At 59.3% G+C, this 14,105-nt stretch carries 12 protein-coding genes and 1 pseudogene; all 13 read right to left on the bottom strand.

Annotation, left to right across the window (positions count from 1 at the left end; translation table 11 throughout):
• Positions 1-110 precede the first annotated feature (110 nt).
• Positions 111-1,180 (bottom strand): annotated as a pseudogene (locus ACB040_RS04775) (IS3 family transposase); the annotation flags it as partial.
• A 298-nt stretch (positions 1,181-1,478) separates the two neighbouring features.
• On the bottom strand, positions 1,479-2,606 hold the full coding sequence (tyrA, locus tag ACB040_RS04780) for a bifunctional chorismate mutase/prephenate dehydrogenase (protein WP_309506375.1): 1,128 nt from the start codon (positions 2,604-2,606) through the stop codon (positions 1,479-1,481).
• Positions 2,607-2,741: 135 nt separating this feature from the next.
• Positions 2,742-3,815 carry a 3-deoxy-7-phosphoheptulonate synthase gene (locus ACB040_RS04785; RefSeq protein ID WP_021231016.1) on the bottom strand — a complete coding sequence of 358 codons (1,074 nt, stop codon included), beginning with the start codon at positions 3,813-3,815 and terminating at the stop codon, positions 2,742-2,744.
• A 409-nt stretch (positions 3,816-4,224) separates the two neighbouring features.
• Complete coding sequence (gene glgC, locus ACB040_RS04790) at positions 4,225-5,526, bottom strand: glucose-1-phosphate adenylyltransferase (RefSeq protein WP_005334047.1); 1,302 nt, start codon at positions 5,524-5,526, stop codon at positions 4,225-4,227.
• A 281-nt stretch (positions 5,527-5,807) separates the two neighbouring features.
• Complete coding sequence (secF, locus tag ACB040_RS04795; RefSeq protein ID WP_005334046.1) at positions 5,808-6,725, bottom strand: protein translocase subunit SecF; 918 nt, start codon at positions 6,723-6,725, stop codon at positions 5,808-5,810.
• 151 nt (positions 6,726-6,876) lie between these two features.
• Positions 6,877-8,679, bottom strand: coding sequence for a protein translocase subunit SecD (gene secD, locus ACB040_RS04800; RefSeq protein ID WP_019445282.1), 1,803 nt, complete (start codon positions 8,677-8,679; stop codon positions 6,877-6,879).
• A 158-nt stretch (positions 8,680-8,837) separates the two neighbouring features.
• The gene (locus tag ACB040_RS04805; protein ID WP_043819384.1) at positions 8,838-9,272 is read right to left on the bottom strand and encodes a hypothetical protein; all 435 of its coding nucleotides are present in this window, start codon (positions 9,270-9,272) and stop codon (positions 8,838-8,840) included.
• Between the two features lie 95 nt (positions 9,273-9,367).
• Positions 9,368-10,225, bottom strand: coding sequence for a DUF6279 family lipoprotein (locus ACB040_RS04810; protein ID WP_005353080.1), 858 nt, complete (start codon positions 10,223-10,225; stop codon positions 9,368-9,370).
• A gap of 3 nt (positions 10,226-10,228) precedes the next feature.
• Complete coding sequence (locus ACB040_RS04815; RefSeq protein WP_338771521.1) at positions 10,229-11,053, bottom strand: phosphotransferase; 825 nt, start codon at positions 11,051-11,053, stop codon at positions 10,229-10,231.
• A gap of 10 nt (positions 11,054-11,063) precedes the next feature.
• On the bottom strand, positions 11,064-11,660 hold the full coding sequence (gene lpoB, locus ACB040_RS04820) for a penicillin-binding protein activator LpoB (protein ID WP_005302153.1): 597 nt from the start codon (positions 11,658-11,660) through the stop codon (positions 11,064-11,066).
• The gene (locus ACB040_RS04825) at positions 11,660-12,058 is read right to left on the bottom strand and encodes a YcfL family protein (protein WP_005334038.1); all 399 of its coding nucleotides are present in this window, start codon (positions 12,056-12,058) and stop codon (positions 11,660-11,662) included. Before ACB040_RS04825 ends, lpoB begins: the two co-directional genes overlap by 1 nt.
• A gap of 62 nt (positions 12,059-12,120) precedes the next feature.
• Complete coding sequence (locus ACB040_RS04830; protein WP_371153599.1) at positions 12,121-13,557, bottom strand: COG3014 family protein; 1,437 nt, start codon at positions 13,555-13,557, stop codon at positions 12,121-12,123.
• Positions 13,557-13,907, bottom strand: coding sequence for a purine nucleoside phosphoramidase (hinT, locus tag ACB040_RS04835; protein WP_021231009.1), 351 nt, complete (start codon positions 13,905-13,907; stop codon positions 13,557-13,559). Before hinT ends, ACB040_RS04830 begins: the two co-directional genes overlap by 1 nt.
• Positions 13,908-14,105: the final 198 nt, after the last annotated feature.

Below are 14,105 nucleotides of genomic sequence, written 5' to 3' on the forward strand. Positions count from 1 at the left end.
GAGCGGCCGCATCATGCGTTGAAATACAGAACCCCCGATGCGGTACATAGGGGGTTCTGAGTAGAGAAATGCTAGTTGAAAATGTGTAAACCTATTTCAGGACTAGACAAATCCATCAGGTAATAACTGATATCTCGTTTCGCTTCTCGCAAGCTCATATATCCCATAGCCGGGAGCCACTCTGACTTCAGGCTTCTGAACAACCGTTCCATCGGGGCGTTATCCCAGCAGTTGCCACGCCGACTCATGCTCTGGGTCATGCGATAGCGCCACAGTCGTTGCCGAAATGCCCTACTGCCATATTGGCTGCCCTGGTCGGAGTGAAACAACACACCAGAGGGGCAACCCCGCTGCTGATAGGCCATCTCCAATGCTTTGATGGCCAGTGCTGCATCAGGCTTGTCAGACATCGCCCAGCCCACGACCCGCCTGATATGAAGGTCGAGCACTGCGGCCAGGTAATGCCAACAACCTCCGACCCAGACGTAGGTAATATCGCCACACCACACCTGATTGGGTTGCGGAACATCAAATTCACGGACCAGCAGATTGGGAATATCCGGTCGTTCAGACTGTGCCACCTTATAGCGGTGTGCGCCCGGCTGTTTGGATACCAGCCCGGCTTCCTTCATCAGGTTACGTACTTTGAATCGACCAATCTGATACCCCAACTCCCGCATCATCGACATCAAGGCACGGCTGCCAGCCGAATCCCTGCTCTCTTTGAACAACCGGCGCAACTCAGAGCGCTGTTGCATACGTTCACGGTTAATCGTCCGCCTGCGAGCCAGATAATCGTAAAAACAGGAGGTGGGAACATCGAAAGCGCAGCAGACCAGAGTGATGGGGGCTTGCTCTCTTAATTGGTCTATCAGCGCGTACGTGTGAACTCGTCCGCCATCAAGAGAGCAGTAGCCTTTTTTAGAATGTCCTTCTCATGTTCGAGCCGGTTGATGCGGGCTTCCAGCTCCTGAATTTTCCGCTGCTCCGGAGTCAGTGCTTTTCCGATGGGGGTTGTGCCACTGCGTTCGGATTGCAGTTGCTGAACCCAGCGGCGCAGTACGGTTTCACCGACATCCAGTGAACGGCTGGCTTCAGGGACAGAATATCCCTGGTCGAGCACCAGGGATGCGGCTTCGAGTTTGAATTCGGCAGTAAATGAACGACGTAATCTTGTCATTGAACACCTCAGGTCATGGTGGCGACTGTACCACCTAAAATGGTGTCCGGGATGATTAGACCACTACATGATCCTGGACTGTCCGATCTTGCCAGGACACCCCAGCTTGACCAGCGCCAGTTTAAAAGTCAGCGAGTAATCGCGCTGTGTCCGTTTCACACCTTGTCCCATCGGATTCTCCATTTATTGGGGGGAAAGGTGTAAACCATATTCAGGACGGGACAGTAACAAACAAAAAAGGAAGATGCCTGAGTATCTTCCCTTTTTGGTGATATGAGCGGTGACTGCTTTTGCAGGATTAGCCGTGTTGGCGGCGATCGTTGGCCTGGGCCAGTAGCATGCGGCTTTCACGCAGAAACTGGTCGGCGTGTTCGCCGAAGAAACCGGAAACTTGCGAGAAGGCCTCGATGAAACCGTCCCTGTCTCCTCGCTCCAGCAGCCCCAGCGCTTCGCCGAAGTTTTGGTAGTAGCGACGGATCATCGCCAGATTCTGCGGTGACGACAAAATGATGTCGGCATAGAGGTGGGGATCCTGAGCGAACAGCCGCCCCACCATGGCGAGCTCCAGCCGGTAGATGGGGGAGCTCAAACTCAGCAGGCGATCCAGATTGGCCTGCTCCCGGGAGAGGTGCCAGCCATAGGCAAAGGTGGCGAAGTGACGCAGTGCCTGAATGAGGGTCATCGCCTCATCGTGGGCCTTGGCTTCCACCTGTTGCAAGCGGGCGCCCCAGATGGTCATCTGATCCAGCAGCCATTGGCTGGCGGCGGGGTCACGACCCTGGCAGCAGACGATCACCTGCTTGGCGAGACTTGCCACATCCGGCCCGAACATGGGGTGCAGTCCCAGTACCGGCCCTTGGTGCACCGCCAGCATATGTTCAAGCGGCGCTGCTTTCACGCTGGTGACATCGACCAGCAGGCAGTGGGCGGGCAGGTTGCCGAGGTGGTCGATGATCTGGCAGGTGATATCGATGGGCACCGCCACCATCACCAGACCGGCTCCGGCGAGGATCTCGTCAGCGCGCGGCCAGTCGGCTTGTTCCAGCGTCTCGACCCGATAGCCTGAGAGGCTGAACATATGACCGAACAGCCGACCAAGCTGACCCTGACCGCCGATGATGACCACCTTGCCAAGATCCGGCTTTATGCATTTGAAGCCGGTATCTTTCTCGCTGGCATAAGATTCACGCATCACCCGGCGCAGCACGTCTTCGATGAGATCGCCGGGCACCCCCAACTGCTCAGCCTCGGCGCGGCGGCGGGCCAGCATGCTCGCTTCCCGATCCGGTGCATAGATGGGCAGGCCGTGGCGGCTCTTTACCTCACCCACTTCTCCCACCAGGGCCAGACGGGCGGCCAGCAGATCGATCAGCTGCTTGTCCACCGCATCTATCTTGTCCCTGAGTACATTCAACTCTTCAGCCATATCCAGTCCCTGCTGGCGCCGCGAGTGGCGGCGCCCTGAAATTCAAGATGCAACAAGGTATCACGGCGTGAGCGACTTGATGCCACCAGCGGTGATACCTCGATTGTTCAATAGGTTACGACAAGATACCACGGCTTACCGCGCAGTTCTGCCCTTGAGGGGGTCAGCCAGCTGGTTGTGGCAGCGGGCCAGCAGGGTGGCGGTGGTGTCCCAGTCGATGCAGGCATCAGTGATGGAGACCCCGTAGCGCATCTGCTCTTTGGGCTGCTCGCTGGACTGGTTACCCTCAAACAGGTTGGATTCGAGCATCACCCCGATGATGGAGCGGTTGCCCTCCTGGATCTGGTGGATGACGTTGTCGGCCACCTTGGGCTGCAGCCGGTGATCCTTGCTGGAGTTGCCGTGGCTGCAATCCACCACAAGGCTCGGCAGCAGGCCCGCTTTCTCCAGCGCCTCTTCCGCCAGCGACACGTTGACCGAGTCATAGTTGGGATGTTTGCCGCCGCGCAGGATCACGTGGCCATCCGGGTTGCCCTGGGTCTGCAGCAGCGCAACCTGGCCCTGCTGGTTGATCCCCATAAAGGCGTGAGGGGAGGAGGCCGCCTGCAACGCATTAATGGCAGTCCCCAGGTTGCCGTCGGTGCCGTTCTTGAAGCCGACCGGCATGGAGAGGCCGGACGCCATCTCCCTGTGGGTCTGGGATTCGGTGGTGCGGGCGCCGATGGCTGACCAGGAGAAGAGCTCGGCCAGGTATTGTGGGCTGATGGGGTCGAGCGCTTCGGTGGCCAGCGGCAACTCCAGCTCCGCCAGCCAGCAGAGCAGCTCGCGGGCACGGTGCAGCCCCAGCTCCACATCGAAGGTGCCATCCAGATTGGGGTCGTTGATAAAGCCTTTCCAGCCGACCGTGGTGCGCGGCTTCTCAAAGTAGACCCGCATGACAATGTAGAGAGAGTCCTGATAGGCATCATGCAGCGCTTTGAGTCTGGTTGCGTACTCTTTGGCGGCGTCCATATCGTGGATGGAGCAGGGACCACAGATCACCAGCAGCCGGTGATCGCGGCGGTGAATGATATCGGCGATGGTATTACGGGCCCCTTGCACGAATGCCAGCGCCTTGTCGGATATGGGTAACTTCTCCTTGAGCTGGGCAGGCGTGATCATCACTTGTTCGGACTGGATATGGATGTTGTTCAGGGGGTCTCTTTGCATGATTTCATTCTCTCTACTGTATTAAGCCAAAAGCGATTGTACCGATATGTTTACGTTGGTACCTGCTTTGTTACGCAACCGCCCTCACCTTACCAAGGAAAAACAAACAATCAAGTGAAACTAGCGGATTTACCGCTAAAAAGTCAGATAAAGGAGCTGCTATATAGTGCGAACAGGAATAATACAGAGAGGTTTTCGGAGGGTTAATGGTTATTTTGTAATTTAATGTTTACGGTTTGAGGGTGTGAAGGCTGCGTTGCCCAGCTGTTTACCCACAGTAAATGGTATCTCTGGGAGACTGCAACGCGATGGCAATGATGGTGTGAGGTGGCTATCTGGTCAGCCATAGAAAGAGGGAGCCATCATGGCTCCCTTTGCGGTAGGAAGGGGGATCCCGTCTGGCTGCGGATCAGCGCTTTTGTTTTCCCTGCAGCTCTTTGTTCAGGCGAGTGAGCATTCCCTGGGTGACCAGCACTATGCCCTGCTCGGAGCGGTGGAAGCGACGTGCATCTTCATCGGCGTTTTCACCGATCACCGTGCCTTCCGGCAGTTTGCACCCCTTGTCGATCACCACCCGGCGCAGTCGGCAACCGGCACCAATCTCCACACCCGGGAAGATAACGGCCTGATCCAGGGTGCAGAAGGAGTCGACCCGCACATTGGTAAAGAGCACCGAACTCAGGATGAAAGAGCCACTGACGATGGTACCCCCGGCAAACATGGAGTTGATAGTCATGCCGTGCTGGCCGTTTCTGTCCTGCACGAACTTGGCGGGAGGAGTCATGTTCTGGCTGGTCCAGATGGGCCAGTCCTGATCGTAGATATCCAGCTCCGGCGTGACGGAGGCGAGATCCATATTGGCCTCCCAGAAGGAGTCCACAGTGCCCACATCGCGCCAGTAGGGGCGGCGATCCGGACAGCAGCCGACACAGGACATGCCAAACGGGTGAGCGAATGCGGTGCCCTCTTTCACCACGCGGGGGATCACGTCCATGCCGAAATCGTGATGGGACTGCTCGTTGGCAATGTCCTCTTCCAGCAACTGATAGAGATACTCGGCATCGAAGATATAGACGCCCATGGAGGCCAGCGCGGTGTCGGCCTTGCCCGGCATGGCGGGCGGGTTAGCGGGCTTTTCGACGAAGGCATTGATCTTGCGATCATCATCCACCGCCATTACCCCGAAGGCGCTTGCTTCACTGCGTGGCACCTCGATGCAGGCAACGGTCACCTTGGCGCCCATATTGACGTGGTCGAGCAGCATGGCGGCGTAATCCATCTTGTAGATGTGATCGCCTGCCAGCACCACCACATATTTGGGGGCGTGATCGCGGATGATATCCAGATTCTGGTAGACCGCATCAGCGGTACCCCGATACCAGTTCACCTCATCCACCCGCTGCTGGGCAGGGAGCAGATCGATAAACTCGTTCATCTGGTAGCGCAGGAAAGACCAGCCCGATTGGAGATGGCGCAACAGGCTGTGGGATTTGTACTGGGTCACGACACCGACCCGACGGATGCCGGAGTTGATGCAGTTGGAGAGCACGAAATCGATGATGCGGAATTTGCCGCCGAAATGAACGGCAGGTTTTGCACGGTTGTCGGTTAACTGTTTGAGGCGACTACCCCGCCCTCCTGCGAGTACCAACGCCATGGTCTCGTTCAGCAACTGTCTGGATTTTGCTGTATTGGCAGGTTGTAACAACATCTCATATCCCTTTGTAGATAAATCACTACAATGTTGCCTCCTTTGAGCCCTCAAGAAAGTGCTTTCAGTCACATTTTATGGTTTCTGACGTAATAAAATGACCTTTTTGTTATTAAAAATGACGGGTTGATCCGTCATTGCTTTCAATATGGTCAGTTGTCAATTGGGCGAGCCGAACGACAAAATGGGCGGCGAGAGAGGAGGGATGAAAAAGCCCCTGCCAATGGTTGGCAGGGGCCCGGTTTGTTGAGACCCGGTGAGCCGGGTCTGATTAACAAGGTTCAGGCTGCGTTGGCCAGTGGCTCCTCGCTCTTCTTCTGGTAGGCCTGCGGGGTGAGCCCAAGCAGCTCCTGCACGGTCGAGGCGACGGTAATGGAGGAGACGGTGCCCACCAGGATCCCGGCAAACAGGGTGAAGGAGAAGCCGTAGAGAGCGTCACCGCCAAACAGCAACAGAGCGCCCACGGTAAACAGGGTGGTGCCCGAGGTGATCATGGTGCGACTGAAGGTCGCCTTGATGGCCACATCGGAGCATTCGTGGATCCCCATCTGGGTACGCGAGCTCAGCAGATCCCGCAACCTGTCCGAGATGACGATGCTGTCGTTGAGGGAGTAGCCGATCACCGCCATCAAACCGGCGATGATGTTCAGATCGAATTCAATCTGAAAGAGTGACAGCAGCCCCAGCGCCACGATGGCGTCATGGACCACCGAGAGCAGGATGCCGATGGCCTGACGCCACTCGAAACGAAACGCCAGATAGGCCGACATCGCCAGCGAAGCGACCAGCACGGCCAGCATCCCCTGCTGGAACAGTTCTGCACCCACCTGAGGGCCGACGATGGTGGTGCGCAGCAACTCGACCGGCATCCCCAGCTGTTGGGTCAGCATGGTGGCGAGATCCGCCGCGGGCCAGGGCAGTTCGTGGGGGGGCAGCTTGATCAGCCACTCGCCGGGAATACCGGCCGAGCTCAGCTCAACGGCTCCCGCCAGCGGGGAGACCAGCATGGCATTGAGCTCATGGGCCTCTTTCAGGGTCTGGATATGAAACTCCAGCAGGATCCCGCCGGTAAAATCGAGCCCCAATGTCAGGCCGTTCACCAACAAGATGGCGACACTGGCCACGGTCAGCAGGATGGAAGCCCACAGGCCGATATAACGCCAACGGGTCAACCCCATGGCAACGATCATTCTCAACATAATTCTCTCCTTGGCCAGCCAGCATCAGGCTGTTGGCCCATCACGACGTGTCGCGACACGCCGGGAAAATAGTGTTCTGCTTTGGCCGCTCCGGCCATATCCATGGCCGATGGCGCAGTCAAAGCCGCTCATCAGAGGGACTGCTGTCCCGTTACACCTTCAGCGTGCGCTCGCTGCTGCGTCCCCAGAGGGGGTTGATGATGGCGCGCGTCCCCCAGATCCCGGTGATCATGCTGGAGAGCAGACCCAGAATGAGGGTGATGGAGAAGCCCTGCAGCGGCCCGGAGCCGATGGAGTAGAGCACCACAGCACAGATAAGCGTAGTGATGTTGGCATCGAAAATGGTGTGGAAGGCCGAGCGATAGCCAAAATCGATGGCGTTGGCCAGTGAACCACCCTCTCGCAGACGGTCCCTGATCCGCTCGAAGATCAGCACATGGGTATCCACCGCCATGCCCACCGTCAGCACCAGACCGGCGATCCCCGGCAGGGTCAGCACGGCGCCCGGCAGCACCGCCAGCATGCCGACCTGCATCAACAGGTTGGCGACCAGCGCCGTGATGGCAACCCAGCCGAATTTGCGGTACCAGGCCATCATGAACAGCATCATGCCTGCCATGCCGAAGGCCAGCGCGGTGAAGCCCGCCTCGATATTCTGCATCCCCAGCGTCGGGCCAATACTGCGTTCTTCCAGGATCTTGAGAGGGGCGGTGAGGGCGCCGGCACGCAGCAGCATGGCCAGCTCTTGCGCTTCCGGCAGACTGCCAATGCCGGTGATGCGGAACTGGTTGCCAAGGGCGGTCTGGATGGTGGCGACGTTGATCACCTCGCTCTGGGCACGCAATTTACCCTGGGCGTTGGTCTTGTACTCGGTGAAGACGGTCGCCATCGGCTTGCCCACATGCTGGCGGCTGAACTGGTTCATCTTGCTGCCACCCAGGGTGTCGAGCACGATATTGACCTGGGGTTGACCCATTTCGCCCATGTTGGCGCGGGCATCGACGATGTGCTCGCCGGTGAGTACCGGCTTGCGCGCCATGCCGACGGCCTGACCGTTGCGATCGGCGATGTAGAAGTGGCTGTCGGCTTTGGCCTCGTAGAAGGCCAGCGAGGCGGTGGCGCCGATCACCTCTTTTGCCTGCTTGGGGTTATGTACCCCGGGCAGTTCGATACGGATACCATCCTGCCCCTGACGCACCACTGAGGCCTCGACGATGCCGAGCTCGTTGATCCGTTTTTTCAGGATCGACAGGTTCTGGGTCACGGCGTTGTTGACCAGCAGGGTACGCTCCGCCTCGCTCAGTACCAGTTTCAGGTCATTGCCGGAGCGGGTCAGCTTCCACTGATCCTGACGGGTACCGGCACTCTCCTTGATGATGGCGAGCCAGCTCTCCTGTTCGGCCACCTCCGGCAGGGTGACGGCTACGGCGCCCTGTGCGCTGCGCGTGACGCTGGCGCCGCGCAGGTTGGCTTCACGGAAACGGGTGCGCAGGGTATCCACCAGATTCTTGGTCTGATTGTCGATGACAAAGTCCACGTCCACCCCGATCAGCAGCTGGGAGCCGCCACGCAGATCGAGCCCCAGCTTGATGGGGTCGGCGCCGAGGCGGGTGATCCAGGCCGGTGCGTTGGAGTGAAACTCCAGTGTGAGGGCGGCACTGTCGACCCCTTGCTGCTCCAGCAACTGCTTGGCGCGCTGCTGTTCACCCTGGCTGGCAAAGACCAGCTCGACTCGCTCAGGTTGCTCAATTACCTTGAGCGGGGTCAGGTGTTTGTCGCTCAGCAGCATCTGTTGCTGGGTGGTCAGGCGCTGCTGTCCGTGCAGGCCGAGGGAGGGCTGCTCACCGAAAAAGGTGGGCAGGGAGTAAAAGGTAAAGGTCAACAGCATCAACAGCAGCAGTGCGTACTGCCACTTGCTCATGCGGTTGAGAACTGTGCGATTGCTCTTTCTCATGGCAAACAAGCCTCTGTCAGGAGAATGGTGCCTAGGCCGATAGCAACAAGGCTCGGCAAGGCGCAAAAAATGGGATGCATCAGATGCGGATCAGGCAGTTGCCGGATCCGTCAGGAAGAGGAGATGAGCAAACAGTGGATGTGCCAGCCCCTCCGGGGTCAGGCGTTCAGATAGCTCTGGGTGAAGCGGTATTGCAGATGTTGGCGCTGTAGATGGCGTCGGTGGATCGCGCCAAAGCGATCGCGAAAACTCTGTTTGTGATAGAGCTCGGGTGCCAGCATCAGCCAGCCGAGCAGCAACAGCAGGATGGCTTGGGCCGACCAGCTCTGGATCAGCTCGTAGACCACACTCTTGGGCTGGTTGTCACTGCGCAGGGATTGTTCGAGACGCAGCAGGTGATTCTGATGGCTGCCGACAAACTTGATGATGCCATCATCGCTGTCGCTAAGCTGATTGAACACCTGAGTCTGCTGCTGTTCACTCTGGGGAGATGCGGGTAGCAGCGGGCCTTCCATTCGGGCGATGGAACAAAGTAGGGTGAGGGCGATAACCAGAGTGACCAGCACCAGTTTTACTTTGTCGATAAGGCGCAAAAGTTAATTCCCGATAAATAGGAAGGGCAAACTACCATAAGCGTCCGGTTTGAACAAGGTTGCCCCGGGCGCATGGCACCATTCGGTGCTGGCTGTCAGCTGCCGCTCATCTGCTTGAAGTCGCGGGCATAACCCTTGAGCAGGGAGTAGAGATGAGCCCGCTGGGAGATATCCAGCGACTGGCTCATGGCGCTCAGCCAGTTGACGGTACGCTGGCGCGACTGTTCGGTATAGCCGGTAAAGCGGCCATCCATCAGCCCATCCCCCTCGGCCAGCAGGTCAGTCAGCTCGCGGGTAAAGTCGGGACTCTGGCGCTGCTTCATCAGCCTGTCCAGCTCCTGGGTCCAGGACTCCTGAAACTCGAGCCAGGGGGGCATCAGCTCGTATTGCCATTCGGCCCACTGGGCCACCAGTGGCGCCTGTGCCGGTTTCACCTCGCCAATCCAGAACTCGAGCCGCTTGTTCATCTTGTCGCGAAACTCCGCCAGCATCTGCTCTTTGGGCTCAGTGGCAAAGTCCTTTTGCCGCTCCTGTTGCCGCTTGACCCGATCGGTCATAAAGCGGGCCACCTGCTCGTCGGTCAGGGTGCGCGCCAGCCTGACCGCACGGGGGATAGTGTTTTCCAGCGTGCGGGTCAGGCTCTGCTGCACCGCATCGAGATTGGTCGAGATCTGCTCCGGCGTCATGGGGCTGGCCACCGCCTTGGCCAGTGCATCGAGATCCTTGGCGTAGCGCGGCAGCTCGTGCTGGCGATGCCAGGCCATCAGCCCCTTCACTTCACGGCTGAGCAGATCCTTCTGCGAATAGGAGAGGGCAAAGTAGTCATCCAGCTGCCAGATGATGGCGGTATCGAGCCAGTAGTAGATCACCCGGGTGGAGCAGCCGGTCAGCAGCAGGCCGATCAGCAGCAGACCCCAGGTTTTCGGCTTGTGCCAGCGCACCTTGTTTATCATCTATTACTCCAGTCGTTGCCGGTTGATGGCGATCAGGGTGTCATAGTCGAGTAAGGGCTGTTGCTCTGCCATCAGTAGGGCCCAGAGCAGGCCGATATAGTCGACCCAGGGTAAAAATGCCTCGCTCTGAAAATCGGGCCACTGGTGGCGCGGCACTGCCTGCAGATAGTGCGCTTCCAGCTCGTCACGCCGCTCGGCGGGCCACTCATGGGTGCGCTGGATGCTGGCGAGCTCAAAGCCGGGGTGACCTGCCGCGCCATACTCCCAGTCGATGACCCAGGGTTTGCTTCCCAACAAGTTAGCCGGATTGAGATCATGGTGGCAAGGGCGCCAGCAATCATTTGGCTCACTGCTGGCGAGCAAGCTCCGCTCCAGGGCGGGCAGCCAGGAGGGAATGCGGGCCAGTCGGGCGCGATAGCCCGCCGCGTGGGCTCGCACCGCCATCACCACCGCAGGTAGCGGCAAGCGATGGAGCTTGCGCAGCACCTCCGCCAGCAGACGGGGCTGATCGGCTTCTGGTGGCGCCGCGTGTACCCAGTTTGGCTCATCGCACCATTCGAGCAGCATCAGACCGCTGGCGGGATCGCCATAGTGGCAGGGCAGCGCCAATCCTTCTGCCATCGCCCCCTGATAAAGCTGCCACTCGGTGGGACGGTCGATGCCAAGGCGCACCGGGTCGGAGTGGCCCTGACGCAAAAAGTAACTGCGCCCCGAGGGGAGGCGCAGTCGATAGTTGCAGTTGGTCAGACCTAACCCGAGTGGTTCCAGCTGCCCCTCCCGCCAGGGGGCGGGCAGGCGGGCCAGTAGCGGATCATGGTTGCCTGTCACCGGGAGCCTGTTACCAGCCAAAGGTGGATTTCTTCGCCTGTTTGCGGATCTCTTTCTGATCGGCCCACAGCAGTTCGCCGTTTTGCAGATCCATCAGGTTCATGGTCATCTGGTAGTAGACATCCTTCACCTTGCCATTGTCCTTGACGATGCTGGCGAGGTTGCCATAGACCATGTAGCGAGCACCGGTCTGCTTGCCCAGACGCACCATGGAGGCAGGATCCACCATGCCGCTGCTCTGCTGGTATTCGAGCTGTTGCTTGACGGCGGCCACCTTGCTCATGTCGACGAAGCGGAACTTGCCGGCCCGCAGCAACTTGGTGCGGATGGTGTCGGTGATGGCTTCGGTATCGATGTGCTCGGAGGTCTTGTTGCGGATAGAGTCCATAAACATCACCGGACGACCGCCTGCGGTGATCTCGCTGGTGGCAGGGGAGGCGAGCATGGAGTCCGCCATCTTGTCGGCGATGGCCTGCAGGTCGCTTGAGCCGTAATCGACGGTGACGGTTTCGGTTTCGGTCGGATCGCCATAGCTGACGGTGGTGCTGGAGCAGCCGCCCAGCAGCAGCGCGCCGGTCAGGATCAGCAGGGCATGATTCATTTTCATCAGTAGGATTCCTCAATCACTTCGCGTACGTAAATCCGGTAACCCTGCGCCGCCGGGCTGGGCGCCAGAGCCGAGAGGGTGCGGGTCTGATAGCCATGCAGCTTGATGGGGGTCCAGCCGCGGCCATCGCTGGCGACCTCCTGACCAGCCTCATCATACCAATAGAAGATATATTGCAGCTTGTTATCGCCGCGCTGGGTGCTGGCAGCGGCCACATTGACCTGCAGCAGGCCATTTTGCTGGCGGCGGCTCAGCTCGGTCAGGGTGACGTTGACGTTTTGATGCTGCTCCAGCGTGGGAGCACCGCCCGCCGGGCCATAGAGCGCCACGCCTGAGGTGTTGGTGGCGCAGCCGGTCAGCAGCAGCGCGAGCCCGAGGGCCAACCCGTATGCTTTCATCTTGCTCTCCTTGATTGGAGTTAGTGGGGCAGCATTGGGGGCTGCCCGGTTAATCGTCTTGCTCAGAGCGGCATCACCCTGGTGGTCAGACCGGCGCCGAGGCGCTGTACCCAGACCAGGGTGGTGCGGCCCTTGTGGATGGTGAGCGGCAATTGCCGCTGCGCTGCCCCCGCGCCCAGGGTGAGATTGATGTCACCTGCCGGCACTATTCCCTGCCAGCTCGATGCCTGAGCTGGCAGCGTCAGCCAGCTGCGGGTATCTGCTCGCTCCGAGAGAGTGTTGAAGATCCCCACCAGAATATTGCCCACATCGCCCCCCTCTTTGGCGGCGGAGCGGCGCATCTGCTCCTTGGCCACCAGTCGCAGCGCCTGGCGGGTCAGCATGCCGGGCAGCCGCTCCTGCAGATCTTTGGCGGCCAGCGCTTCCAGCCTGACCAGCTCGCTGGTTTGCTCGACCCGCTTGCCGACTTCCACCGTCAGCGGGCCGGTGTCGCTGGCCCGATTATCGTAATAGGGGATGGCGACGGTAAAGGTGCGAAAATCGCCGCGGGAGGTGGAGATGGGCAGCGGCAGGAACAGTTCACGCCGCGCCGGGATCAAACCATCTTCAAACAGCACCACCAGTTGGCCCTGATTTTTAGCTGGCAATGGCGCTTTGCGGCCTATCATTTTCTCTGTCTCGCGGATCTCGTCCGGTGAGCCACGCAGCCGCGCCAGACGCAGCAAGGCATCTTGCAGGCTGCGGTTGTCCGGCGCTATCTGGTAGCCGCGCTGATAGTCGACCCAGGCATCGTTGAGATCCCCGGCCGCCTCATAGAGCACGGCGGAAAAATAGAAGGTGTAGGCGTTCTGAAAACCGTTCTTGACCTTGCCGATCAACCGGTCGAGATCCGGTGCGCCGCGCGACATCAGCTGGCGCATCTCGCCTTCTGCTTCGGCCTCTTCGCTCTCATCCTTCGCCTTGCGTACCTCATCGGCTCGCCGTTTCAGGGCCTGCTCCTGCACCTGATTGGCCCGACGCACCTCCACCAGGGCGCCATCGGCATCACCCCGTTGCAGATAGTTGAGGGCCAGATAGTGGTGCAGCATGGTGCGTTCGTAATCGGGAGTACGATAGGCCATCGACTGATCGTTGGTGAGCAGACTGCCCACCTGATCCAGACCGTGGCTCAGCCGGTATTCGGCCTGGTTGTCTTCCCACTGAAGGCGGCTGTCGGCGGCGCTGAACGCCTGCTTGCTGCCCGCATCCTGACCCGCCAGCCAGGCAATGCGCCCCTGTTCGAGCCGATCCAGCACAAAGGTGTCATCCCCGAGGGTGGAGTCACGCACCTCGGGCAGCGCCTCGGCGGCATGGCCCAGCAGCAGCTGGTTGCGCAGGGGCACCATCTGATCGGAGTAGGAGACGAACATATCCTGCCAGCGGGAGGCGCAGCCTCCCAGCAACAGCAGGGCGCCGCAGAGCAACAGGGCGCTGCGGCAGGTTGAGGCGTGGCGATTCATTACAGGCTGAGCAGCGGTCCCAGCGGCTGGCCACCGACCAGATGCATGTGGATGTGGTAGACCTCCTGCCCGCCGTGGCGGTTGCAGTTCATGATGAGGCGGTAGCCATCTTCGGCGATGCCCGCCTCGCTGGCCAGTTTGCGGGCCACGGTGAACATCCGGCCAAGGGCCAGTTCATGTTCGGCTTCCACGTCATTGACGGTGGGGATCAGCACATTAGGGATGATCAGAATATGGGTTTTGGCCTTGGGCTGGATATCCCGGAATGCGGTGACCAGATCGTCTTGATAAAGGATGTCGGCGGGGATCTCTTTACGGATGATTTTGCTGAAAATGGTTTCTTGCGCCATGGCTAACTCCCTTATATGAAACAGAAAATTGAACTAGAACCCCAAGCGGCTCCCGAAAGGGGGGGCGAGCAGCACGCCAAGTGTGACACAAGCCGACATTTGACACAGCTGATGTCCCATTCCCTTCAGTTATTGTTAAAAATACCGATAGCCAGAGGGACGTCATCTGCAGCGCCTGTTCAGGGTGGTCTGCAGGGT

This window comes from Aeromonas sp. S11(2024), from assembly GCF_041402345.1.
GTDB classification, from domain to species: Bacteria; Pseudomonadota; Gammaproteobacteria; order Enterobacterales; family Aeromonadaceae; genus Aeromonas; species Aeromonas veronii.